Here is a 22798-nt window from a genome sequence, read left to right as displayed (position 1 = left end):
TCCCGCGGACTGTCAATGTCGGTGGACCGCTGTGATCAGCCGGGAGATAGTGGCCGGCATGACTTCTCTCATACGACACATCACCATCGACTGCGCCGACGCCTTCGCACTCGCGACCTTCTGGTCCAAGGTCCTGGACGCCCCGCTGAGCGACGAGGACAACCCGGGGGACCCGGAGGCGCTGGTCGAGGCGCCGGGCGTCGGGGTGCTGTTCATCCAGGTGCCCGAGGCCAAGTCCGTCAAGAACCGGGTGCACCTGGACCTCCAGCCGCAGGACCGTTCCCGTGACGAGGAGGTGGAGCGGTTGCTGGAGCTGGGGGCCGCGCTGGTGGCCGACCACCGCAAGCCGGACGGGACCGGCTGGGCGCTGATGGCGGACATCGAGGGCAATGAGTTCTGCGTGGAGCGCAGCGCCGCCGAGCGCGAGAAGACCTCCTGGGTGCAGTGAGCCTGCCGTCCGGTCAGTGCTGGAGCAGGCAGAACGGGTGGCCTGCGGGGTCCGCGTAGACCCGCCAGCCGCTCGCGTTGTCGTCGAGGAGGTTGGCCCCGGCCTCCAGGACCTCCTGCTCGGCCCTGTCCAGGTCGTCCACGTCGAAGTCCAGGTGGAACTGTTGCGGGCGCGAGGGGTTGGGCCACTCCGGGGCGTGATAGTCCTCGACCCGCTGGAAGGCCAGGACCAGCCCCGTTGCCGTGTGGAGCGTCGTGAAGTCGGCGCCGGCGGCCCAGCGGCGGTCGGGCCGGTTCACCTCGCCGCCGAGGATCGCCCGGTAGAAGGCGGCGAGGCTCGGCGGGTCGGGGCAGTCCAGGACTATGCACTGCAGGGCGGCGATCATGTGCTGGATTCTAGGCGGTGAGGACCGTGGCGCGGCAGGCGGAGGGGGTGCCCCATGCGTCCCGCAGCGGGCGGGCCTTCCGGAGCCAGAGCGAGAGGTCCAGCTCCTCCGTGTAGCCGACCGCCCCGTGCAGCTGCAGCGCGGTGCGGGCCGCCCTGTACGCCGCCTCGCCCGCCGTCACCTTCGCTGCCGCGATGTCCGCGGGCGCCATGGTGAGCGCGGCCCCGTAGAGCAGCGGGCGGGCGAACTCCAGGGCGAGGAGGGTGTCCGCGAGACGGTGCTTGACCGCCTGGAAGGCGCCGATCTGCGTACCGAACTGGGTGCGCTGCTTCACGTACGCGACCGTACGGTCGAGGAGTGCGAGACCGACTCCGAGCGACTGTGCCGCCGTGAGGAACGCCGCCATGTCCCTCGCGGCACTCAACGCCGGTGTGCCGCCCAGGAGTTCACCGCCCTCCGTCGGGGCGAAGAGGCGGCGCGCCGGGTCCGCCGAAGGTCGCAGCGGGCCGTGTCCCGGTGCGATGCGCCCCTCGCGGGTCAGCAGCAGGTCGGCGGCGTCGGCGTCCAGCGCGTACGGGCCCTCGGCGAGCGTGACCAGCGCCTCGCCCGCGGCGATCCGCGGCAGCCACTCCTTCGCGGCCGGCGTCCCCGCCAGGAGTACGGCGGCCGCTGCCGTCTCGACCAAGGGGCCCGGGACGCCGTGGCGGCCCAACGCGACGTAGGCGACGGCCAGTTCGACCGGCAGCGGCCCCACGCCCTCGTACGCCTCCGGGACCGCCAGCGCGAAGACCCCGGCCTCCGCGAGCCGCATCCACAGGGCGCGGCCCGGCGCGTGGTCACCGGCGGCCCAGGACCGTACGGCCAAGGGCGTGTCGGAGGCTGTGAGCAGCGCGTCCAGGGAACGCCCGAAGTCCTGCTGTTCGTCGGTGAGCTGGAACCTCATGCCCGGCGTCCCCTCGGCAGGCCGAGCAGCCGCTCGGCGATGATGTCGCGCTGGATCTCGTTGGTGCCGGCGTAGATGGGTCCGGAGAGGGAGAAGACGTACCCCTCGGACCAGGCGGTGTCCGCCAACTCGCCGTCAGTACCCAGGAGTTCGAGTGCCGTCTCGTGGAGTGCGATGTCGTATTCGGACCAGAAGACCTTGTTGAGGCTCGACTCCGCGCCGATGGTCTCCCCGGCCGCGAAGCGCGAGGCATTGGCGTACGTGAAGAGCTGGTAGGCCCGGGCGCCGATCACCGCGTCCGCCACCCGGTCGCGCAGGGTCACGTCCTCTCCCTGTGCGCGCCAGAGCGCGGTGAGGCGGTCGGCGGCCGCCAGGAACCGGCCGGGGGAGCGGAGGGTGAGACCGCGCTCGTTGCCGGTGGTCGACATGGCGATGCGCCAGCCCTGGCCGGGCTCCCCGATGACATCCTCGTCGGGGACGAAGACCTGGTCGAGGAAGAGCTCGGCGAAGGCGGGCTTCCCGTCGAGGCGGCCGATGGGGCGGACGGTGACGCCCGGCGCCTTCAGGTCGAACATCAGGTAGGTGAGGCCCTGGTGGGGCTTGGGCGCTTCGGGGTCCGTACGGAAGATGCCGAACGCGCGGTCGGCGAAGGCGGCGCGCGAGGACCAGGTCTTCTGGCCGGAGAGCAGCCAACCCCCCTCTGTCCGTACGGCAGTTGAGCGGAGGGAGGCGAGGTCCGATCCGGACTCGGGCTCGGACCAGGCCTGCGCCCAGATCACCTCGCCGCTCGCCATCGGGGGCAGGACGCGGGCGCGCTGCTCGTCCGTCGCGTAGTCGAAGAGGGTGGGCGCGAGGAGGTTGATGCCGTTCTGGGAGACGCGGCCGGGGCCGCCCGCCCGGTAGTACTCCTCCTCGAAGACCAGCCACCGGAAGATGTCGGCGCCCCTGCCGCCGTACTCGGCAGGCCAGTTGACGACCGACCAGCGGTCCGTAGCCAGCCGGCCCTCCCACTCCCGGTGGGCCGCGAAGCCCTCCTCGGTCTCCAGGGAGGGCAGCGGCTCGGACGGGACGTTCGCCGTGAGCCACTCCCTGGCCTCGGCCCGGAAGGCGTCCTCGTCGGGGGTGTGCGTCAGATCCATCAGCTGGTGCTCGCCTTCTTCATGGCTGCTATGTCCATGCCGCCCAGCGGATCGGCGGCGGTTTCGGCGTTGTGGGCGTGGGCGAGATGGTGCAGTCCGAAGACGGAGTCCATCCCGGCGTGCAGGCCCTGAAGGTCCTCGGCCTGGTTGACGGCCCGCTTGGTGAGGGCGAGCCCGAGGCGGGGCATAGAGGCGATGCGCAGGGCCAACTCCTCAGTGCTGGCGGCGAGTTCATCGCGTACGACGACCCGGTTGACCATCCCGACCTCGTACGCCCGCTGTGCGCTCATCGGGTCACCGGTGTACAGGAACTCCTTGGCGATGCGCGGCGGCATCACCCACGGATGCGCGAAGTACTCGACGCCCGGGATCCCCATCCGTACGACCGGATCGGCGAAGTACGCGTCCTCGCTCGCCACGATCAGATCGCAGACCCAGGCGAGCATCAACCCGCCTGCCACGCAGGCCCCTTGGACCGAGGCGATCACCGGCTTCGGGAGCTCGCGCCAGCGCCGGCACATCCCCAGATAGACCTCGGACTCGCGTGCGTACCGGCTCTCGGCGCCCGCCTTGTCCGAGTGGTCCCACCAGAGTCCGGCCCGCCGCTCGAAGGGGAGATGGGCGTCGCGCTCCGGGGTGCCGATGTCGTGCCCGGCGGAGAAGTGGTCGCCCGCTCCGGAGAGGACGAGGACCTTCACCTCCGGGTCGTCGGCCGCCCGGTAGAAGGCGTCGTCCAGGGCGTAAGTCATCGCGGAATTCTGTGCGTTGCGGTAGCGCGGGCGGTTCATGGTGAGGTGCGCGACCGGGCCTCGGCGCTCGTACAGGACGGGCAGGGCGGGCATCGGACTCCTTCCCTAACAAGTGTTTGGTAGGTTAACGTGCTCGTGTGACGAACAACAAGCCGCAGTACGTTCCCGGGCACGGTCTGCTGACCGGCCGCACCGCCGTCATCACCGCCGCGGCCGGAGCGGGCATCGGCGGGGCAACTGCCCGTAAGTTCCTGGAAGAAGGCGCCCGCGTCGTCATCGGTGACGCCCATGCACGCCGCCTCAAGGAGTCCGAGGCGGCGCTCGGCGAGGAGTTCGGCGCGGACCGCGTCGCATCCCTGCCCTGCGACGTCACCGACGAGAGTCAGGTCCAGGCGCTCTTCGCGCTCGCCGGGGAACTCCACGGCGGACTGGACATCGTCGTCAACAACGCGGGCCTGGGCGGGACTTCACCCCTGGTCGACATGACCGACGACGCCTGGTCGAAGGTCCTGGACGTCACGCTCAACGGCACCTTCCGCTGTACGCGGGCCGCCCTGCGCTCCTTCAAGGAGTCGGGCAACGGCGGCGTGATCGTCAACAATGCCTCCGTCGTCGGCTGGCGCGCCCAGGCCGGTCAGGCCCACTACGCGGCCGCCAAGGCGGGGGTCATGGCCCTCACCCGGTGCGCGGCGATCGAGGCGGCCGAGTACGGCGTACGCGTCAACGCCGTCTCCCCGAGCCTGGCCATGCACCCGCACCTGGTGAAGGTCACCACCCCCGAACTCCTCGACGAACTCACCGCACGCGAGGCCTTCGGCCGGTACGCCGAGCCCTGGGAGGTCGCCAACGTCATCGTCTTCCTGGCCAGCGAGTACTCCTCGTACATGACCGGAGAGACCGTCTCCGTCAGCAGCCAGCATGCGTGAGTCCACAATGGCGACGTGCCTCCGAACAGCAGCAAAGCCAAGAAGCCGCCGGTGACCGCCACCCCCGCCCGCCGTCGCGAACTCCTCGACACCGCAGCCGAAGTGTTCGCCGCCCAGGGCTACAACGCCACCACTGTCCGGAAGATCGCGGACGCGGCGGGGATGCTCGCCGGCAGCCTCTACTACCACTTCGATTCCAAGGAATCGATGGTCGACGAGATCCTCTCCACCTTCCTGACCGAACTGTGGGCGGGCTACGACGCCGTCCTCGCATCCGGCCTCGGCCCCAGGGAGACCATCGAGGCCCTCGTCACCGAGTCCTTCCGCGAGATCGACCGGCACCGCGCCGCCGTCGCGATCTACCAGAAGGAGTCCAAGCACCTCGCCGCCCTCCCGCGCTTCCACTACCTCGCCGACTCCCAGACCAAGTTCGAGAAGGCCTGGCTCGGGACGCTGGAGCGCGGCGTCGAGGACCGGGTCTTCCGCGCCGACCTGGACATCCGCCTCACCTACCGCTTCGTCCGCGACACCGTCTGGGTCGCCGCGTCCTGGTACCGGCCGGGCGGCCAGCACAGCCCCGAGGAGATCGCCCGCCAGTACCTCTCGATGGTCCTGGACGGCATCTCCCTGCGTACGTAACCCACCGAAGGAGCTCAGCAGCCATGGCCGAGGCCTACATCGTCGAAGCGGTACGCACCCCCGTCGGGCGGCGCAAGGGAGGCCTCGGGGCCGTGCACCCCGCCGACCTCGGCGCGCATGTCCTGAAAGCGCTCGTCGCCCGCTCCGGAGTCGACCCCTCGGCTGTCGAGGACGTCGTCTTCGGCTGCCTGGACACGGTGGGACCGCAGGCCGGCGACATCGCCCGTACGGCATGGCTGGCCGCGGGCCTCCCCGAGGAGGTGCCGGGCGTGACGATCGACCGCCAGTGCGGCTCCTCGCAGCAGGCCGTGCACTTCGCCGCCCAGGGAGTCCTCTCCGGCACCCAGGACCTCGTCGTCGCGGGCGGCACCCAGAACATGACGCAGATCCCCATCGCATTCGCCTCGCGCCAGGCCGCGGAACCCCTCGGCTTCACGGAAGGCCCGTACGCGGGCAGCGAGGGCTGGCGGGCCCGCTACGGGGACGCCCCGGTGAATCAATTCCACGGCGCCCAGCTGATAGCGGAGAAATGGGGAATTTCCCGCCTGGACATGGAGGAATTCGCTCTCCGTTCACATCAGCGGGCGATCCGGGCGATTGACGAGGGCCGCTTCGACCGCGAGATCGTCCCGTACGGCGACGTCACGACGGACGAGGGTCCGCGCCGCGACACGACCCTCGCGAAGATGGCGAACCTCAAGCCCGTCCTGGAGACCGGCACGATCACCGCGGCCTGCTCCTCCCAGGTCTCCGACGGCGCGGCGGCGATGCTGATCGCCTCCGAGCGCGCGGTGGCCGAACACGGCCTGACCCCGCGCGCCCGCATCCACCACCTCTCCGTACGGGGAGAGGACCCGATCCGGATGCTCTCCGCCCCGATCCCGGCGACCGCATACGCCCTGAAGAAGACGGGGATGTCCCTCGACGACATCGACCTGGTCGAGATCAACGAGGCCTTCGCCCCGGTCGTCCTGGCGTGGCTGAAAGAGACCGGGGCGGACCCTGCGAAGGTCAACGTCAACGGAGGCGCGATCGCCCTGGGCCACCCGCTGGGAGCGACGGGCGTGAAGCTGATGACGACCCTGCTGCACGAGCTGGAGCGCACGGGCGGCCGCTACGGCCTCCAGACGATGTGCGAAGGCGGGGGCCAGGCGAACGTCACCATCATCGAACGCCTCTGACCTGCGGTTACGGGGTGAGGGCGTACCCGAGGAGCACGGCCGCGTTGACCCCCACCAGGCCGGGTGCGAGGTCGGAGTCCACCCCGTCCTCGAAGCCGCGCTGGCCGTGCGACCGGACGTCGAAGGTGTCGGGGTCCACGTCCTGGATGTGGATCACCGGACCGAGCCCGGTGCCGGTCGCCTGCGCGTAGACCTCGGCCTTGCGGTGGGCGGCCGCGACCGCGAGGCGCCGTGCCTCGTCCCGCAGAGCGGGCTTGTCGTGTACGTCGAAGATGACCGACTCGACATGGTTCGCCCCGGCACCGATCGAGTCCACGATCAGTTGCTGCAGTCCGTCGAGTGCGCTCGTCTCGACGGTGTACGGAGCACGGCAGCGGTACCCCAGGAACTTTCGATCCGCTCCATACCCTTCGTACGAAGAGGTGAGTGAGAGCATCGATCCGGACACCGCCGCGTCCGGTATGCCGTGTCTGCGCACCGTGTCGCGCAGCAGTTTTACCGCTGTCCCGGCCCGCTCGTAGGCCTCCTCCGGAGTGGGCGCCAGAAGATCAACTGCCAGTCTGACGCGGGCCAGTTGGGGCATGACCCGCACGCTTCCGGTCCCGAACACACTGAGCCCCCAGGGCTCACTGATCGCTTGAGTCACACACGGATCCAAGCAGCGCCCGCGCAACCGTGCTAGTGTTGGACCTGTTGCAGTTTTGGTACCCATGAACTTTATGTGCGCCTGACGGGAATGTTCCTCAGGCGCATTGTTAGTTTTTCCGGTCTTTCTCCGGTTATGGGGTTCAATGCGGCGACGCGGAATTCGTAAAGTGCGAATTTCCGGCTCTGCACCTGTTTGGGAGAATGTTATGGCCACCGGTACCGTGAAGTGGTTCAACTCGGAAAAGGGCTTCGGCTTCATTGAGCAGGACGGCGGCGGCGCCGACGTCTTCGCCCACTACTCCAACATCGCCACCTCGGGCTTCCGTGAGCTCCAGGAGGGCCAGAAGGTTTCCTTCGACGTCACGCAGGGCCAGAAGGGCCCGCAGGCGGAGAACATCGTCCCGGCCTAATTGCCGGACGCGTACCTCGCTGACCGGGGCTCGCACCTTCGCGGTGCGGGTCCCGGTTTGTGCTGTGTGTCCGACAGTTGATCCGGCAGGAAGGCTAGAAACTGCATGACCCGCTCCGCTGAACGTCCCTCGCGCCCCGCACGCAACCAGTCGTCGAGGGGCCGCTCCAAGGCCCCCGCCAAGGCTCCGGCCCGCAAGGCGGCCCCCAGGCCCGCCGAATTCACGCTGCCGGAGACCATCACCCCCGCGCTGCCCGCCGTCGAGGCTTTCGCCGAGCTGGACATGCCCGCCGCCCTCCTCAAGACCCTCGGGGCCCAGGGCGTCACCGACCCCTTCCCGATCCAGGGCGCCACCCTGCCGAACTCCCTCGCGGGACGCGACCTCCTCGGCCGCGGACGCACCGGATCCGGCAAGACCCTCGCCTTCGGGCTCGCACTGCTCGCCCGCACGGCGGGCCGGCGCTCCGAGCCCAGGGCGCCGCTCGCGCTCGTGCTCGTACCGACGCGTGAGCTCGCCCAGCAGGTCACGGACGCGCTCACGCCGTACGCGACCTCCGTCAACCTGCGTCTGGCCACCGTCGTCGGCGGTATGTCCATCGCCAAGCAGGCCGGTCAGCTGCGCCGCGGTGCCGAGGTCGTCGTGGCCACGCCCGGCCGGCTGAAGGACCTCATCGAGCGCGGCGACTGCCGTCTCGACCAGGTCGCCATCACCGTCCTCGACGAGGCCGACCAGATGGCCGACATGGGCTTCATGCCGCAGGTCACCGCGCTGCTGAAGCAGGTCGAGCCCGACGGGCAGCGCATGCTGTTCTCCGCGACGCTGGACAAGAACATCGACCGCCTCGTGCGGATGTTCCTGACCGACCCCGTCGTGCACTCCGTCGACCCGTCCGCGGGCGCCGTCACGACCATGGAGCACCACGTGCTCTACGTCCTCGACGCCACGGACAAAAAGGCCGTCACCACGCGCATCGCCGCCCGCGACGGTCGCGTGATCATGTTCATGGACACCAAGCGGTCCGTCGACCGGATGGTCAAGCAGCTGCTCGCCAGTGGCGTGCGCGCCTCCGGTCTGCACGGCGGGCGTTCGCAGCCGCAGCGCAACCGGACGCTCGACCAGTTCAAGAACGGACAGGTCACCGCGCTCATCGCGACCAATGTGGCCGCGCGTGGCATCCACATCGACGACCTTGACCTCGTCGTCAACGTGGACCCGCCGACCGACCACAAGGACTACCTGCACCGCGGTGGACGTACCGCGCGGGCGGGCGAGTCCGGCAGCGTCGTCACGCTGGTGCTCCCCGAGCAGAAGCGCGAGATGACCCGCCTGATGTCGGACGCGGGCATCACGCCGCAGACCGCGCGGGTCAAGTCGACCGACGAGGAGCTCGCCCGGATCACCGGTGCGCAGGAGCCCTCCGGGGTTGCTGTTGTCGTCGAGGTCCCGCAGCCGACGCAGCCGCAGGGCGCGCGCCGTTCGCGCCCGAGCCGGCCCTCGCGGGCCGGCGGCGCAGCCGGTGGAGCCGCTGCCGCCGCAGGCAGCCGGGGCAGCCGTGGGCGCCGTGGCGGCCAGGGCGGCGCGGGCCGCGCCGGCGGCCAGCAGGGCCAGGGCGGCGGCCAGGGCCGCAGCGCTCAGGGCCGCAGCGCCCAGAGCGGCCAGGGCCGTGGTGGTCAGGGCGGCGGGCGTCGGGCTGCTGCCTGACGTACGAAGCTTTTAGAGGCGCGGGAGGGTGCTCAGCACCTCCCGCGCCTCTGTCATGATCCGGTTCACCAGCTCCGCGCAGGACGGCAAGTCGGTGATCAGGCCTGCGATTTGGCCCGACGCCATCACGCCCAGGTCGGTACGGCCGTCGACCATGGACGCCTTGAGGAGCATCGGGGTGTTGGCGGCCAGCAGGACCTGACTCCACGTCAGGTCCTTTCCGTGTTTCATGGCCAGGCCCTCGCGGACCATCTGCGGCCAGGACAGGCCGGAGAGCTTGCGGAAGGACGCGGCGCGGCGGGTGGCGTGGAGCAGGGTGCGGGTGCGGCCCGCGCTTTCGAGCGTGGTGACCAGGTCGCTGCGGAGCATGCGGTGGGGGAGGCCGTCCACGGCCGTGGTGACCGTGATGCCCTTGACCGTCGCTTCCAGGTATTTCGCTTTTACGGGGTCGGGGACGGTGGAGTCCGAGGTCAGGAGGAAGCGGGTGCCCATGGCGATGCCCGCAGCCCCGTACGCGAGGGCCGCCACCAGGCCGCGGCCGTCGTAGAAACCGCCGGCCGCGATCACGGGGATGTCGACCGCGTCGACAACTTGGGGGAGGAGCACGGTTGTTGCCACCTCGCCCGTGTGGCCGCCGCCCTCGCCGCCCTGGACGATCACCGCGTCCGCACCCCAGGCCGCGACCTTCTCGGCGTGGCGGCGGGCGCCGATCGACGGGATGACCACCACCCCTGCTTCCTTGAGTTCGGCTATCAGCTCGCGGGAGGGGGCCAGGGCGAAGGACGCCACCTTCACGCCCTCGTCGATGATGATGCGGACCCGGTCGCGGGCGTCGGTCGCGTCCGCGCGGAGATTGACGCCGAAAGGCTTGTCCGTACGGGACTTGACCTCGCGGACCGCGGTGAGGAGCTCGCCGGTGGTCATCGTCGCGGAGGCCAGGATGCCCAGGGCGCCCGCGTTCGCGGAGGCCGAGACCAGGCGGGGGCCCGCCACCCAGCCCATGCCGGTCTGGACGATCGGGTGCTCGATGCCGATGAGCTTGGTGAGGGCTGTCTCCATCAGGCGGTCTTCACCTTCACCTCGCGGTCCCTGAGGGACTTGGGGTCGATGACGTCGCGGATCAGGTGGAGCTCGTGGGGGGTCGGTTCGCGGGTGTACGGGACGTCCTCGGGGATCGTCAGGGGGAAGGCCGTGGCCTCCTGGACCTCGGCCGCCGTCACGCCGGGGTGGAGGCTCGCCAGGCGCATCGAGTGGTCGGGGGTCGCGAAGTCGAAGACCGCCAGGTCGGTGATGACGTACGGGATGCGGTGGAATCGGGTCGCGGACGGGCCGGCGGCCGCGGCGTGGTCGTAGCCGACTCCGCTGATCATGTCGACCTTGGGGACGAAGACCCGGGTGGAGTGCTTCGGGATCCAGTAACTCGTCGGGTTGTTCAGGGTGTTGACCGGGGCGCCGCGTACGCCGAGGAGCTGGCGGGTGGGCTGCTGCCAGTCGCCGATGCAGGAGATGTTCTGGTTGCCGTAGCGGTCGATCTGGCTGGCGCCCATCATCACGTGGCGGCGGCCGCCGGTGACCATCGTGAGGTGCTTGCGGTACGGGAGCCAGCCCTCGGGGGTGCCGTCGAGGGAGACGAAGGTCGCCTCGCCGTCGGTGAGGAGCAGGTCGGGGGAGAACGTCCGCTTGGCGAGGCGGGCGCCGAAGGACGGGATCAGGCCCATGGGGGAGGCGAGGATCTCGCCGCTGTCGCGCCAGGCCTCGGCGCAGGCGATGACGCAGTACTCGGCGCGGGTGGCCGTGGTCGCGGTGGTCACTGCTGCTCCTTGTGCCAGGTCTGGACTGCCTGTTGGTAGTGCTCTTCGTCGCCGGAGAGGAAGCGGGCTGCGAACTCTGGGTAGCGCGTGGTCGCGTACAGGCGCTGGAAGGGTTCGTCGCGGTCGTAGTCGGGGGCGCAGGAGGTGAAGTGGGCGCCGTTCGGGGTCTCGCAGACGCCGGTGACGGTGTGGCGGCTGATGAGGAGGGTCTGGGGGGTGTGGGTCTTGGTCAGGTCCGCTGTGTCGACGAGCTGTTCGCAGGAGAGGTACGTGGCGTCCGCGGCCTCGCTGAAGAGGTCGTCGAAGTAGGGGTCGGGGCCCAGGTACTGGGCGTTGCCCTGGCGGTCGGCGCGGTTGAGGTGGACCAGGGCGGCATCCATGCGCAGGGCCGGGACCGCCACGAACTCCTCGCCGTCGTCGTAGGGGGAAGTGACCGTGCGGAGGTGGGGGTTGACGCGCATGACGTCGGAGCCGATGCCTGCGCGGACGGGGAGGAAGGGGAGGCGGTTGGCGGCGGCGTGCAGGCCCCACATGAACATCGCCTCGTCGATCTCGGTGAGGGCGATGCTGTTCTGCTCGCGGGCCGCCCGGTAGTTCGGCTCCAGGGGGATCGAGTCGAGGGTGACGAAGGGGGTCGTGAGCGCGCGGATGCGGCCTGCTGCGGCCAGGAGGCCGACGTCGGGGCCGCCGTACGAGATGACGTGGAGATCGGTGATCTCGGTACGGAGCAGTGCTCGGACCAGGGCCATCGGTTTGCGGCGCGAGCCCCAGCCGCCGATGCCGAGCGTCATGCCGGAGCGGAGGTGGGACACCGCTTCGTCGGGGGTCATTGTTTTGTCGGTCATGGGCGGGGGCCCTTCTGTGTGTTCTGGGCGCCGAAGGTGTTGCGGACTCGGTCGGCCACTCCGCTGAGGTTGGCCTCGAAGGTGAAGCCCTGCTCGAAGCGGTAACTGCGGTGTACGTCCACGGGGTCGATGCCGTTGATCGCCGCCTTGGCGAGGCGGAGGAGGGTGCCGTCCTTCTGGGCTATCTCGCGGGCCAGGTCCAGGGCTGCGGCAGGGAGTTCGGGTGGGGGGACCACCTTCCAGACCGAGCCGTGGGCGTGGAGCTCGGCTGCGGTGGCGGTGCGGGAGGTGAAGTACAGGGCCCGCATGAGGTGTTGGGGGACCAGGCGGGAGAGGTGCGTGGCCGCGCCGAGTGCGCCGCGGTCGAGTTCGGGGAGGCCGAAGGTGGCGTCGTCGGAGGCGACGATCGCGTCCGCGTTGCCGACCAGGCCGATTCCGCCGCCCAGGCAGAAGCCGTTGACGGCTGCCACGACCGGGACTTCGCAGGTGTAGACGGCTGAAAATGCTTCGTAGCAGCCTCTGTTGGCGCCGATGAGGGCTGTGTGGGTGGAGTCGCGCTGCATCTCCTTGATGTCCACACCCGCGTTGAAGCCCCGGCCCTCCGCGGCCAGGATCACGCACCGGGTCTCGGGGTCGCGGCCGGCTGCGCGGAGTGCGTCGGCGAGGTCGTACCAGCCCTGCACCGGGAGGGCGTTGACGGGTGGGAAGTCGACGGTGATGCGCGAGATTCCCTTTTCGGGGCTGGAGGTGGAGACACCCATGAGCGGATCAGCTACCTTTCCACCAAACGTTTGTTAGGTGGAAAGGTAGCGCGGATGGAGCTGGCCGGGAAGGTCGTTGTGGTGACGGGCGGGACCCGGGGGGTCGGTGCGGGGATCGCTGCCGCGTTCGTGGGGGCGGGGGCCGTTGTCGTGGTGTGCGCTCGGCGGGCTCCTGAAGTTGCGGTGGACGGCGTGGAGTTCGTGGCCGTTGACCTGCGGGACTCGGGGGCCGTGCGGGACTTTCTGGCGGGAGTTGTCGAGCGGCACGGGCGGCTTGATGTGCTCGTCAATAACGCGGGTGGGACGCCGTACCGGCTGTTAGGGGAGGGGGAAGCTGAGCGGCATGCGCGGGTGATGGAGCTCAACTTGGTGGTTCCGATGGCTGTTTCGCTGGCCGCGTACGGGTATCTGCGGGACGCGCGGGGGTGTGTCGTGATGATCGGGAGCGTGAGCGGGGGGCGGCCCTCGCCGGGGACGGCCGCTTATGGGGCTGCCAAGGCCGGGTTGGAGAACCTGGCGCGGTCCATGGCCGTGGAGTGGGCGCCCGAGGTTCGGGTGAACACGGTGGTGCTGGGGATGGTGCGGACCGAGCTCTCGCATCTGCACTACGGGGATGCGGAGGGGGTTGCTGCTGTGGGGCGGACCGTGCCGCTCGGGCGGTTGGCTGAGCCTTCTGAGGTGGGGGAGGTGGTGGTTTTTCTTGCTTCGGAGCGGGCCGCCTATGTGAGCGGGGCCTCGTTGCTCGTGCACGGGGGCGGGGAGCGGCCCGCCTTTCTGGATGCTTCAACTGTCAATAAGGAGACGTGAGATGGGTCGTAGTGGGCTGTGTGAAGGGCGCGTTGTTGTCGTTACGGGGGCCGGGCGGGGGCTGGGGCGCGCCCATGCGCTGGCCTTCGCGGCGGAGGGGGCTCGGGTCGTCGTCAACGATCTGGGGGTCGGACTGGATGGGGCGGGCTCGTCGGGTGGGCCTGCTGGGAGTGTTGTCGAGGAGATCCGTGCGTTGGGGGGTGAGGCCGTTGCGCACGGTGGGGACATCGCCACGAGTGAGGGGGCCGCGTCGCTGGTGGCCGCGGCTGTCGATACGTATGGGCGGCTCGACACCCTGGTCAACAACGCCGGGTTCCTGCGCGATCGCATGCTCGTCAATCTGGGGGAGGACGACTGGGATGCCGTGATGAGGGTGCATGTGAAGGGGCATTTTCTGCCGCTGAAGCATGCGGCTGCTTATTGGAGGGGGGAGGCCAAGGCGGGGCGGGAGGTTGTCGCGCGGGTCGTCAACACGACTTCGGGGGCAGGGTTGTTGGGGAGTGTGGGGCAGGGGAACTATGCGGCCGCTAAGGCGGGGATCGTGGGGCTGACGCTGGTGGCCGCGGCGGAGATGGGGCGGTACGGGGTGCAGGTCAATGCGATTGCGCCGGCGGCGCGGACTCGGATGACCGAGGAGACTTTTGGGGGGCTGGAGGGGTTGCCGGAGGATGTCTCGCCGTTGGTGGTGTGGCTGGGGTCGGAGGGGTGTGCGGGGGTCAGTGGGCGGGTTTTTGAGGCGGAGGGCGGGCGGATCACGGTGATGGAGGGGTGGCGGGCCGGGCCGACGGTGGACCGGGGTGGGCGGTGGACTCCTGCGGAGGCGGGGGAGGCGGCGGTGAAACTGCTGGCTGCGGCGGAGGTTCCGGGGGCGGTGTACGGGGCGCGATAGTCAGGGGTGGGGGTGGCCAGCGCCGCACAGGCTTCCCCAATCCCGCCCCTTCCCGAAACCGGGGGCGTCGCCCCGCGGACCCCCACTGGGGCTCCGCCCCAGACCCCGCTCCTCAAGCGCCGGAGGGGCTGGATTTTTCCCGGTGTGGGCTCGATTTGTGCGGGCTGTATGAGCCCGCACAAGCGAGCTCAGGTGGGTATACCCAGCCCGTACGGCGGCTTCAGCGGCAGCGAGGGGTCGTTCGCGTCAAGCGGTGTTTTGCCGCCTCGTCCTGTACGTGCTCGATCGCCTCCAGCGCCGTCCCGTGCGCGTACCCCTCCGGGTCCTCGTCCGCCAGGATCCGAACCAACGTCCCTACTGCCCGCGGGTCCTGACGCATCGCCAGGCCCCTCGCCGCCTCCGCCGCCGTGTCCTCGTCCTCGTCGTCCAGGCGCGCCGCCAGCGCCTCGCGGATCTGCGGGGTGTCCGCCTCCACCCCCGCCAGGTCCAGCGTCGCCCAGTCCCTGACCTCGTCGTCCGGGTCCTGCGTCAGCGTGATCAGCGTCGACAGGGCCTCCGTGTCTTCGGCGCGGACCAGGCCGTGCAGGGCCAGGGCCACGCGGTAGCGCACCGCGCGGTCCGGGTGCGTGGCGTGCTGGAGGATTTCGGGAAGTGCCGCCGGGTCGCCGTGGTGGCCCAGTGCAAGCACCGCGGACTGGATCAGCTCCGGGTGCACCGCGGTCCTCGCCAGGTCGCGCAGCAGCGGGAGCGAGCGCGGTACGAAGGGTTTGCCCTCCGTGAAGCCCAGTTGGGACAGCACGTCCGCCGCGAACGCCTGGCGCAGCGGGTCCTTCGCGTCCGCCGCCCACGCCGCCGCGGCCTGGAACGTCTCCTCGTCGCCCCTGCGCTGCAGCGCGAACATCGGCTCCGCCCAGTCGTCGAGCGTCGCATCGCCGTGGCGCAGGGCGCGCTCGGCCAGCTCCTCGAAGGGGGCCGCGATGCCCAGTTCCGTCTCCAGGAGCGTCGCGATCGCCCCGTGGCCTGTTTGTTGTTCCGCTGTCGACCAAGGGGCCCTCTCGCCGATCAGGTCCACGACCACCGTCAGCCCGCCGTCCTCCCTCACCAGGCGGGCCGCCGCCTCGTGCTCGGCGCCGTGGCTGTCCGCGAGTTGCCGGCGCACCTCCTGCTCCACGTCCAGTTCCAGCCACCTCCTCGCCTCCGCCAGGGCCTCCTGGCGTGCGCTCGCACCGTGCCGCAGCAGGACTCTTACGGTCTCGGCCGAGCCCCGGCCCGCCGCCGTCACCAGCGGTGGCACCCCGCCGGGGCCGGGCAGATCGGGGTCGGCGCCGTGGGCGAGGAGGACCTCCGCCGTCTTCGCGTACCCCTTCTGCACCGCCCACGTCATCGCCGTGAAGTCGAGCTCCTCGCGCAGATCGGGCTCCGCGCCCGCCGCCAGCAGCGCCCGTACGACCTCCGCGTGGCCGCCGCTCGCCGCCCCGCACAGCGGCAGGTCCACCGTGTCCTCGCCGCTCGCGCGGTTCGGATCGGCGCCCGCCGCGAGCAGCAGCCGTACGATGCCGGGCCGGTCGCCCAGCGCCGCCCGGTACAGCGCCGTGCCCAGGCCCTCGCTCGACGACTCCGCCGATGCGCCTGCGCGCAGTGCCCGTACGACGGCGTCCTCGTCGCCGCCGAGCACCGCCTCCATCAGGTTCGTCATCCTTCGACCATCGCGCGCCCGGTGCCGTACCGCAAAGACATTTCGGATGTCAGGTGTCGCACTCCAGGACCGTGCGGCACAGCGTGCAGCGGGCGCGGACCCGGCCGCGGCAGGGGAGGCGGATGCGCTGGAAGCACGTCGGGCAGGGGAAGGAGACCCGCAGATCGGAGGGGCCGCCCTCGAAGGCGTACGCGGATCCGGGCGGCGACCAGCCCCGGTGGTCCGCCGCGTAACGGCGGTCCTTGGCGTACCGGCGGCGGCCCGACCAGCCCGCCGCCGTCAGCGGCGGCTCAAGGTGGTCGTTGCCCGCCTGGGTGAGGCCCTTGCGGTACGCCGTGTACGCCTGGGGGCTGGTGAACCAGATCGAGGGGTCCTCGCCGAAGACCTCCGCGCGCTTGGCCAGGACGTACCCGAACTCCTCCGGCGTGAGATACCCGAGCTTCTGCCGCGACACCTCGTCCTCGCGGAACGCGTCGAGCAGCAGCCAGCCCGCGCCCAGATACGTCGTCGCCGTGTCGGTGAGGATCTCGTTGTCGCGCGTGCCGGGAAACGTCAGGTCCAGACGGTGCAGCAGGACGTGCATCACCTCATGGGCGAGCGCGGCGCCGATGTCGTTGCGGTGGGTGCGGAAGCGGTCGTTGAGATCGATGAAGTACTCGGGGCCCGCGGCCAGTTCGACCCCCGCCGCATGCTGCATCTCACGGAAACTGACGATCATCCGGGCGTCGGGGAGACGGAGGTGCTGCACCATCGTGCGCGCCACGCGCTGGGCGCCGAGGTGGAGATCGTCCACGTCGGCGAAGGCGACATCGACGGGCGCGACGCTCGGTGCGTAGGTGCGGATTCCGTCGGGCGACAGGCGTTTGTAGAGCGCGGTGATGGCCGCCCGCACGGTCTCGAGGTGCGGATACCCGTGTACGACCTCGCTGCCGCTCGTCACCACTCCACTGTACGGGCGGACAGAACGGCCGGATAGCGCACGTTCCGGTGGGAATGATCTCTTCCGGAGTTCTTGGTCATATTCGTACGGGAGGGCGTCCGTTGAGGAAGAGCAAGTGGCTGCGAAGGCTGACGAGTTGCGCGGGAGTGGGCGCTCTGGTGCTCGCGCTGGGCGGAATGGTGCCGCCGCCCGTCGTCGGCGGCACCCGCGCCGCAGAGGGCCAATTCCCTTTTGTCGTACGGCTGTCCATGGGGTGCGGCGGCGCGCTCTACGCCAAGGACATCGTCCTGACCGCCGCCCACTGCGTCGACGGCACGGGCGACGACACCTCGATCACCGCGACCGGCGGCTCCGTCGACCTCCTCGGTGACAGAGCCGTCACCGTCCCGTCCGTCAGAGTGGTCCAGGCACCCGGCTACGGCGACGGAGGCGGCGACTGGGCGCTGATCAAGCTGGCGCGGCCGTTCGCCCTGCCCACGCTGCGGGCCTCGTCCTCGACCGCGTACGACCAGGGCACCTTCACCGTCACCGGCTGGGGCGCCACCGGCGAGGGCGGCGGACAGCAGCGCTATCTGCGCAGGGCGAGCGTGCCCTTCGTGACGGACGCACGGTGCAGGCAGGCCTACGGGGACAGCCTCGTCCCCGGCCAGGAGCTCTGCGCCGGGGATCTCAAGGCCGGAGGCGTCGACGCCTGCCAGGGCGATTCCGGCGGGCCCCTGTTCCGCAAGGACCGCGACGGGGCGTGGATCCAGGTCGGGATCGTCAGTTGGGGGAGGGGCTGCGCCGAGCCCGGCTACCCGGGTGTGTACACCCAGGTGTCCGCCTTCGCCCCCGCCATCGCGAAGGCCGCCCGGTCGCTTTAGTCCAACAGGTGTCCCGCCTTTGTCCATAGGCTCATCCGTCCCACTCCTCCATCGTGACGTGCAGGGAAGATCCGAATCCCGCGATGGAGGAGACGAGCGTGCACGCAGAGACAGAGGCGCGAGGACAGCGCGGACCCAGCCGCAGGACCGTGGTGGCCGCCGGTGCGCTGGCAGGAGTGGCCGTGGGTGCCCCCAGCGCCTTCGCCGCGGAGGCGGGTGAGGCCGTCCTGGTCTCCGGCGCGCTCTCCGTCCGCGTCGCCACCGACTTCCCGCGGATCGTGTCGTACACCGACCGCGGGACCGGCGCGCTCCTGTACGGACAGCAGGACCCGGTCGCCTCCGTCCTCGTCGACGGCGTCGCCCACACCCCGAAGGTGACGGCCGTACCGCGCGGGCGGGACCGGATGACGTACACCCTCGCCCTCGACGGCGGGACCGAGATCGGCGTCGAGATCCGGGTGCGCGACTGGCAGGTCGACTGGCGGGTGACACGGATCGCGGACACCGCGGCGCTACGCGTGGGGACGCTGCAGATACCGGGGCTCGCGTTCCTGTCCGTACGCAGCGACCAGCCCGGTGCCACCCTGCTCGCCGCCAAGATCCAGCTCGACAAGGCCAAGAGCGGCGACACCCTGGTGAAGGTCGCCGCCGACACCGCGCCCGATGCGGCGGCCGTCGGATGCGCGTACGCCGTCGTCGCACACGACACGCTCGGCGGGGCCGTCGAGACCAACACCGTCTACGACAAGGTCGACAGCGCCGCCGGGACCACCTGGGAGAACGGGCGGCTGTGGCGGCAGACCGTGAAGGCCGGCGACCTGGCGGTAGCCCGCCTCGCCTGCGGCCAGTGGACCCACCGGGCCGCGACCTCGCCCGTGGACGCCACCGAGCCCCTCCCGTACGCGACCGTGATCCTCACCCGCGACCGCAACGGCGACGGCGTCGTCGACTGGCAGGACGCGGCCATCGCCTTCCGCGACATCATGGTCACGCCGCTCGGCGCCGACGAGCAGCATCTGCGCGTCGTCCCGCACATCCCCTTCAACTTCGCCTCGCAGGCCACGAACCCCTTCCTGGCGACCCTCGACAACGTCAAGCGGATCTCCCTCGCCACGGACGGGCTGCGGCAGTTCACGCTGCTGAAGGGCTACCAGTCGGAGGGCCACGACTCCGCGCACCCCGACTACGCGGGCAACTACAACCAGCGCGCCGGCGGCCTCACCGACCTCAACACCCTGGTCAGGGAAGGCCGCAAGTGGAACAGCGACTTCGCCGTCCACGTGAATGCCACCGAGTCCTACCCCGTCGCCCACGCCTTCTCCGAGACGCTCGTCGACAAGACCAACGAGCAGTGGGACTGGCTCGACCAGAGCTACCGCATCGACTCGCGTCGCGACCTGGTGTCCGGCGACATCATCAAGCGCTTCAAGGACCTGCGCCGCGAGGCCGACCCGGCACTCAACACGATCTACGTCGACGTCTTCCGCGAGTCCGGCTGGACCTCCGACCGCCTCCAGCGCGCCCTGCGCGAACAGGGCTGGATCGTCACCAGCGAATGGGGCCACGGCCTGGAACGCTCCTCGATCTGGTCGCACTGGGCGAACGAGACCGACTACGGCGGCGACACCTCCCGCGGCATCAACTCCCAGCTGATCCGCTTCGTCCGCAACCACCAGAAGGACGTCTTCGCCAACAAGTGGCCCACCCTGCTCGGGGCCGCCCGCATGGGCAACTTCGAGGGCTGGGTCAACAAGACCGACTGGAACGCCTTCTACGACATCATCTGGACCGAGGCGCTCCCCGCGAAGTACCTGCAGGCCTACCCCGTCAAGCGGTGGACCGACCACGAGATCACCTTCTTCGGACCCACGGGGACGGTCGTCGACGACGCGAGCGGCGCGCGGCGCATCACCACCGACGGGCGTGTGGTGTACGAGGGCGGGGCCTATCTGCTGCCCTGGGAGCCCCGGAAGGCGACCGACCCGGGGAAGCTGTATCACTACAACCCGGCCGGTGGCAGCAGCAGTTGGGCACTCCCGCGCGGCTGGGCGGGCGCGGCGCGCGTCGCCGTGTACCGGCTCACCGACCAGGGGCGGGAGTTCGTGCGCGACGCACCCGTACGGTCGGGGAAGGTCGCCCTGGACGCTGAAGCGGGTCAGCCGTACGTCGTGTACCGCACGCGTGTCGCGGCCGTCGGCGACCCCGGCTGGGGGCAGAAGAGCGCGGTGTACGACCCCGGCTTCAACTCCGGTTCCCTGAAGGGCTGGACGGTCAGCGGGCCCGCGAAGGTCGCCCTCAGCGCGATCGGCGACTACGAACTCGTCATCGCCGGGGGCGCTGCGGCCCGCGTCGGCCAACGCCTGGGACGTCTCCCGGCCGGGACCTACGCCGCCTCCGTGCAGGTCGAAGTGGGCGCCAGCGCGGGGGAGCGGCGACGGGCCGCACTCGAGATCCGTACCGCCGACGGCGTCACCGCCACCAACTTCACCGACGTCTCCAGCGCCGGGAACTACGTCGCCGCCGACCGCAAGCACGACTCCCGCTTCCAGCGCATGTTCACCCGCTTCACCGTCCCCGAGGGCGGCGGCCGCGTCGACCTCACCCTGCGGGCGGATGCGGGAGCGGCGCAGGTGCGCTTCGACAACGTACGCATCGTCGCCGCCGAACCCACCGAGAAGGCGGGCACGCTGGTCTTCGAGGACTTCGAGAACGTCCCCCAGGGCTGGGGCCCCTTCGTGAAGGGCGACGCAGGCGGCGCCACCGACCCGCGTACGCACATCGCGCAACGGCACGCCCCCTTCACGCAGCGCGGCTGGAACGGCAAGGAGATCGACGACATCATCGACGGCACCCAGTCGCTGAAGTCGCGCGGCGAGAACGACGGCCTCGTCTACCGGACGGTGGACCACACGGTCCGCTTCACGCCGGGCAAGCGCTACCGGGTCTCCTTCCGGTACGAGAACCAGACGGCCGGCCAGTACGCGTGGATCACCGGGGTCGACGAGCCGGCCGCCCGCGAACTCACGCGCCAGGAACTCCCCGTCGCCACCGAACCCACCCTGCTGAGCTACGAGTTCACCGCGCCCGCTGCCGGGGACGCCTGGGTCGGACTGCGCAAGGTCGGCGACGACGGGGTCGCCGAGTTCTCGCTGGACGCCTTCGAAGTGCGCGAGGTGTAAGGGGTAGACGCAATGGAGGGCCGACCCTTACACGGGGCCGGCCCTCCGGGCTGTTCACGGGGGATCGTCAGCTGATCTCCAGGACGGGGTCGCCCGGCTCGAGGAACTCCAGGACCCACACCTCGTTCTCGCCCTCACGCAGCACAGGGCCCGGTACGTACAGGGCGGTCTGCGGGCCCGCACACCAGTAACGGCCCAGGCAGAAACCGTTCACCCAAACGAACCCCCGCCCCCAGCCGGGCAGTTCCAGCGACGCGTCACCGACGCCCCGGACCTCGAACGTCCCCCGGTACAGACCCCGCTCCCCGCCCTCGACCGGGGCGAACGGCAGCTTCGCGACCGCCGCCGCATCGTCGAAGGAGTCCAGCCGCAGCCCCTGCGCCCGTACCCCGTGCAGATACTGCCGCTCGTGCAGGATCCCGCCGGTGATGCCCTTCGACTCCGCCAGTTGCGGCCCGTAGTTGACCCGGCCCAGGGACTCCACCCACAGCTCGACTGCGGCCGGGCCCGCCACCGGGGCCCCGAGCTCGGTCCGTACCCCGTCGACGTACAGCACCGCCGCATCCCGCAGCCCCGAGACCGTCAGCGGATACGGCTTGCGCGGACCCGGCACGTCCACCCGGTAGCGGACCAGACCCCGGTCCACATCCAGCTCCTCGAACGTCGCCGGGACCGCGCTCTCCCGCTCCGGGCCGCCGAGCGACGCCAGAACCTCCGCCAGCGGCGCCCACTCGCTCAGCACAGGACGCACCGGAGCACCCAAGGGAGCGGGCGCGGGCGGCAGTTCGGGCAGCGGGCCGTCCTGGTACTCCGCCAGGATCTCCCTGAACAGCCAGAACTTCTCCGTCGGCCGCCCGAACTCGTCCACCGGAGCTCCGTAGTCGTAACTCGTCACCGTCGGCTGCAGCTCGCCGCCGTGCAGCTCACCCGCCCGGTTCGCACCCGAGTAACCCCCGAAGTTCGTGCCCCCGTGCGCCATGTACAGATTCACCGAACCACCGCACTCCAGGATCTCCCGCAGCGCCACGGCCGCATCCGCCGGATCGCGTACGACATGCTCCGCATCCCAGTGGTCGAACCACCCGCACCAGAACTCCATGCACATCAGCGGCCCGCGCGGCCGGTGCCGGCGCAGCACCTCGAAACCCTCCCGCGCACCCGACCCGAAATTCGCCGTCGCCAGCACCCCCGGCACGGAGCCGCCCGTCAGCATGTGGTCCTCCGGGCCGTCGGAGGTGAACAGCGGGACACTCACCCCGCGACGGCGCAGCAGACCCGCCAGATGCGCGAGATACACCTGGTCCGAGCCGTAACTCCCGTACTCGTTCTCGACCTGCACCATGATCACCGGGCCGCCGCGGTCGATCTGCCGCGGCACGATCTCATGCAGCAGATGATGGAACCAGCGGTCCACATGCCCGAGGAACTCCGGATCCCGGGTCCGCACCCGCCGCCCCAAAGGACCGGTCAGCCAGTGCGGCAGCCCGCCGTTCTCCCACTCGGCGCAGATGTACGGACCTGGGCGCACCAGCGCCCACAGCCCCGCCTCCTGCGCCGCGTCGAGGAACCGGCCCAGCGCCTGCACGTCGTGGAAGCGGCCCTGCTGCGGCTCGTGCAGATTCCACGGCACATACGTCTCCACGCAGTTGAGCCCCATCGCCCGCAGCATCGCGAGCCGGTGCCCCCACTGCTCCTCGTGCACCCGGAAGTAGTGCATCGCCCCCGACAGCAGCCGTACCGGCCGCCCGTCCAGCTGAAAATCCTGCTCACCCACCGTGAAATCTGCCACGCAGCCCACCTTTGCCCCCTGGCGGCGATCCGGTCCATGGACAAAGATC

The 22798-nt window shown here is 70.4% G+C and carries 22 protein-coding genes; 10 read left to right on the top strand and 12 right to left on the bottom strand.

The features are described 5' to 3' along the window. The first annotated feature begins 58 nt into the window (after positions 1-58). Positions 59-448 carry a VOC family protein gene (locus OG707_RS08045; RefSeq protein ID WP_443071279.1) on the top strand — a complete coding sequence of 130 codons (390 nt, stop codon included), beginning with the start codon at positions 59-61 and terminating at the stop codon, positions 446-448. A gap of 13 nt (positions 449-461) precedes the next feature. Here the strand turns inward: OG707_RS08045 and OG707_RS08040 are convergent, their stop codons facing one another. Genes OG707_RS08040 through OG707_RS08025 form a run of 4 tightly spaced genes read right to left on the bottom strand, consistent with a single transcriptional unit; the run spans position 462 to position 3757 of the window. Beyond that, on the bottom strand, positions 462-833 hold the full coding sequence (locus tag OG707_RS08040) for a VOC family protein (RefSeq protein WP_329115864.1): 372 nt from the start codon (positions 831-833) through the stop codon (positions 462-464). A 10-nt stretch (positions 834-843) separates the two neighbouring features. Beyond that, entirely contained in the window at positions 844-1776 is a 933-nt protein-coding gene (locus OG707_RS08035) for an acyl-CoA dehydrogenase family protein (RefSeq protein ID WP_329115863.1), read from the bottom strand. Continuing rightward, positions 1773-2915 carry an acyl-CoA dehydrogenase family protein gene (locus OG707_RS08030; protein ID WP_329115861.1) on the bottom strand — a complete coding sequence of 381 codons (1143 nt, stop codon included), beginning with the start codon at positions 2913-2915 and terminating at the stop codon, positions 1773-1775. Before OG707_RS08030 ends, OG707_RS08035 begins: the two co-directional genes overlap by 4 nt. Continuing rightward, positions 2915-3757 carry an enoyl-CoA hydratase gene (locus tag OG707_RS08025; RefSeq protein WP_329115858.1) on the bottom strand — a complete coding sequence of 281 codons (843 nt, stop codon included), beginning with the start codon at positions 3755-3757 and terminating at the stop codon, positions 2915-2917. Before OG707_RS08025 ends, OG707_RS08030 begins: the two co-directional genes overlap by 1 nt. 44 nt (positions 3758-3801) lie before the next feature. Between OG707_RS08025 and OG707_RS08020 the strand changes: the two genes are divergently transcribed. Genes OG707_RS08020 through OG707_RS08010 form a run of 3 tightly spaced genes read left to right on the top strand, consistent with a single transcriptional unit; the run spans position 3802 to position 6410 of the window. Beyond that, a complete protein-coding gene (locus OG707_RS08020; protein WP_329115856.1) occupies positions 3802-4590 on the top strand; it encodes an SDR family oxidoreductase in 789 nt (262 codons plus the stop codon). A gap of 15 nt (positions 4591-4605) precedes the next feature. Continuing rightward, positions 4606-5229, top strand: a complete 624-nt coding sequence (locus tag OG707_RS08015) for a TetR/AcrR family transcriptional regulator (RefSeq protein WP_329115854.1) — start codon at positions 4606-4608, stop codon at positions 5227-5229. Between the two features lie 23 nt (positions 5230-5252). Further along, positions 5253-6410 carry an acetyl-CoA C-acetyltransferase gene (locus OG707_RS08010; RefSeq protein WP_329115852.1) on the top strand — a complete coding sequence of 386 codons (1158 nt, stop codon included), beginning with the start codon at positions 5253-5255 and terminating at the stop codon, positions 6408-6410. Positions 6411-6417: 7 nt separating this feature from the next. Here the strand turns inward: OG707_RS08010 and OG707_RS08005 are convergent, their stop codons facing one another. Continuing rightward, a complete protein-coding gene (locus OG707_RS08005) occupies positions 6418-6993 on the bottom strand; it encodes an SIMPL domain-containing protein (protein WP_443071278.1) in 576 nt (191 codons plus the stop codon). 271 nt (positions 6994-7264) lie between these two features. Here OG707_RS08005 and OG707_RS08000 point away from each other — a divergent pair, with 271 nt between their 5' ends. Both OG707_RS08000 and OG707_RS07995 read left to right on the top strand, forming a co-directional pair. Beyond that, positions 7265-7468 carry a cold-shock protein gene (locus OG707_RS08000; protein ID WP_003969786.1) on the top strand — a complete coding sequence of 68 codons (204 nt, stop codon included), beginning with the start codon at positions 7265-7267 and terminating at the stop codon, positions 7466-7468. Between the two features lie 105 nt (positions 7469-7573). Beyond that, positions 7574-9169, top strand: coding sequence for a DEAD/DEAH box helicase (locus tag OG707_RS07995; RefSeq protein ID WP_329115850.1), 1596 nt, complete (start codon positions 7574-7576; stop codon positions 9167-9169). 12 nt (positions 9170-9181) lie between these two features. Here OG707_RS07995 and OG707_RS07990 read toward each other — a convergent pair whose 3' ends face one another. Genes OG707_RS07990 through OG707_RS07975 form a run of 4 tightly spaced genes read right to left on the bottom strand, consistent with a single transcriptional unit; the run spans position 9182 to position 12586 of the window. Continuing rightward, the gene (locus tag OG707_RS07990; RefSeq protein ID WP_329115848.1) at positions 9182-10228 is read right to left on the bottom strand and encodes an NAD(P)H-dependent flavin oxidoreductase; all 1047 of its coding nucleotides are present in this window, start codon (positions 10226-10228) and stop codon (positions 9182-9184) included. Next, positions 10228-10980 carry a CoA-transferase subunit beta gene (locus tag OG707_RS07985; RefSeq protein ID WP_329115846.1) on the bottom strand — a complete coding sequence of 251 codons (753 nt, stop codon included), beginning with the start codon at positions 10978-10980 and terminating at the stop codon, positions 10228-10230. Before OG707_RS07985 ends, OG707_RS07990 begins: the two co-directional genes overlap by 1 nt. Further along, complete coding sequence (locus OG707_RS07980) at positions 10977-11825, bottom strand: CoA transferase subunit A (RefSeq protein ID WP_329115844.1); 849 nt, start codon at positions 11823-11825, stop codon at positions 10977-10979. Before OG707_RS07980 ends, OG707_RS07985 begins: the two co-directional genes overlap by 4 nt. After that, the gene (locus OG707_RS07975; RefSeq protein ID WP_329115842.1) at positions 11822-12586 is read right to left on the bottom strand and encodes an enoyl-CoA hydratase family protein; all 765 of its coding nucleotides are present in this window, start codon (positions 12584-12586) and stop codon (positions 11822-11824) included. The genes OG707_RS07980 and OG707_RS07975 overlap by 4 nt, the downstream gene beginning before the upstream one ends. 54 nt (positions 12587-12640) lie before the next feature. Here OG707_RS07975 and OG707_RS07970 point away from each other — a divergent pair, with 54 nt between their 5' ends. Together OG707_RS07970 and OG707_RS07965 are read left to right on the top strand one after the other, a co-directional pair. Beyond that, the gene (locus tag OG707_RS07970) at positions 12641-13393 is read left to right on the top strand and encodes an SDR family oxidoreductase (protein ID WP_329115840.1); all 753 of its coding nucleotides are present in this window, start codon (positions 12641-12643) and stop codon (positions 13391-13393) included. A gap of 1 nt (position 13394) precedes the next feature. Beyond that, complete coding sequence (locus OG707_RS07965) at positions 13395-14282, top strand: SDR family oxidoreductase (RefSeq protein WP_329115838.1); 888 nt, start codon at positions 13395-13397, stop codon at positions 14280-14282. A 220-nt stretch (positions 14283-14502) separates the two neighbouring features. Here the strand turns inward: OG707_RS07965 and OG707_RS07960 are convergent, their stop codons facing one another. Together OG707_RS07960 and OG707_RS07955 are read right to left on the bottom strand one after the other, a co-directional pair. Next, entirely contained in the window at positions 14503-15978 is a 1476-nt protein-coding gene (locus tag OG707_RS07960; protein ID WP_329115836.1) for a HEAT repeat domain-containing protein, read from the bottom strand. Positions 15979-16027: 49 nt separating this feature from the next. Then, positions 16028-16918 carry a hypothetical protein gene (locus OG707_RS07955; protein ID WP_329115835.1) on the bottom strand — a complete coding sequence of 297 codons (891 nt, stop codon included), beginning with the start codon at positions 16916-16918 and terminating at the stop codon, positions 16028-16030. Positions 16919-17019: 101 nt separating this feature from the next. Between OG707_RS07955 and OG707_RS07950 the strand changes: the two genes are divergently transcribed. Next, complete coding sequence (locus OG707_RS07950; RefSeq protein ID WP_329115833.1) at positions 17020-17781, top strand: S1 family peptidase; 762 nt, start codon at positions 17020-17022, stop codon at positions 17779-17781. 83 nt (positions 17782-17864) lie between these two features. Further along, entirely contained in the window at positions 17865-20960 is a 3096-nt protein-coding gene (locus OG707_RS07945) for an endo-alpha-N-acetylgalactosaminidase family protein (RefSeq protein WP_329115832.1), read from the top strand. A 67-nt stretch (positions 20961-21027) separates the two neighbouring features. Here the strand turns inward: OG707_RS07945 and OG707_RS07940 are convergent, their stop codons facing one another. Beyond that, positions 21028-22749 (bottom strand): glycoside hydrolase family 35 protein, encoded by a 1722-nt coding sequence (locus tag OG707_RS07940; RefSeq protein WP_329115831.1) that lies wholly within the window; start codon positions 22747-22749, stop codon positions 21028-21030. Positions 22750-22798 lie beyond the last annotated feature (49 nt).

This window comes from Streptomyces sp. NBC_01465 (assembly GCF_036227325.1).
GTDB lineage: Bacteria > Actinomycetota > Actinomycetes > Streptomycetales > Streptomycetaceae > Streptomyces.
This window is presented reverse-complemented; position numbering and strand designations above follow the sequence as displayed.

What these genes read in the sequence shown, in the direction of transcription:
- OG707_RS08045 (WP_443071279.1), top strand. Translation starts at nt 59, where the DNA reads ATGACTTCTCTCATACGACACATCACCATCGACTGCGCCGACGCCTTC.
- OG707_RS08040 (WP_329115864.1), bottom strand. Translation starts at nt 833, where the DNA reads ATGATCGCCGCCCTGCAGTGCATAGTCCTGGACTGCCCCGACCCGCCG.
- OG707_RS08035 (WP_329115863.1), bottom strand. Translation starts at nt 1,776, where the DNA reads ATGAGGTTCCAGCTCACCGACGAACAGCAGGACTTCGGGCGTTCCCTG.
- OG707_RS08030 (WP_329115861.1), bottom strand. Translation starts at nt 2,915, where the DNA reads ATGGATCTGACGCACACCCCCGACGAGGACGCCTTCCGGGCCGAGGCC.
- OG707_RS08025 (WP_329115858.1), bottom strand. Translation starts at nt 3,757, where the DNA reads ATGCCCGCCCTGCCCGTCCTGTACGAGCGCCGAGGCCCGGTCGCGCAC.
- OG707_RS08010 (WP_329115852.1), top strand. Translation starts at nt 5,253, where the DNA reads ATGGCCGAGGCCTACATCGTCGAAGCGGTACGCACCCCCGTCGGGCGG.
- OG707_RS08005 (WP_443071278.1), bottom strand. Translation starts at nt 6,993, where the DNA reads ATGCCCCAACTGGCCCGCGTCAGACTGGCAGTTGATCTTCTGGCGCCC.
- OG707_RS08000 (WP_003969786.1), top strand. Translation starts at nt 7,265, where the DNA reads ATGGCCACCGGTACCGTGAAGTGGTTCAACTCGGAAAAGGGCTTCGGC.
- OG707_RS07995 (WP_329115850.1), top strand. Translation starts at nt 7,574, where the DNA reads ATGACCCGCTCCGCTGAACGTCCCTCGCGCCCCGCACGCAACCAGTCG.
- OG707_RS07990 (WP_329115848.1), bottom strand. Translation starts at nt 10,228, where the DNA reads ATGGAGACAGCCCTCACCAAGCTCATCGGCATCGAGCACCCGATCGTC.
- OG707_RS07980 (WP_329115844.1), bottom strand. Translation starts at nt 11,825, where the DNA reads ATGACCGACAAAACAATGACCCCCGACGAAGCGGTGTCCCACCTCCGC.
- OG707_RS07975 (WP_329115842.1), bottom strand. Translation starts at nt 12,586, where the DNA reads ATGGGTGTCTCCACCTCCAGCCCCGAAAAGGGAATCTCGCGCATCACC.
- OG707_RS07970 (WP_329115840.1), top strand. Translation starts at nt 12,641, where the DNA reads ATGGAGCTGGCCGGGAAGGTCGTTGTGGTGACGGGCGGGACCCGGGGG.
- OG707_RS07965 (WP_329115838.1), top strand. Translation starts at nt 13,395, where the DNA reads ATGGGTCGTAGTGGGCTGTGTGAAGGGCGCGTTGTTGTCGTTACGGGG.
- OG707_RS07960 (WP_329115836.1), bottom strand. Translation starts at nt 15,978, where the DNA reads ATGACGAACCTGATGGAGGCGGTGCTCGGCGGCGACGAGGACGCCGTC.
- OG707_RS07945 (WP_329115832.1), top strand. Translation starts at nt 17,865, where the DNA reads ATGGAGGAGACGAGCGTGCACGCAGAGACAGAGGCGCGAGGACAGCGC.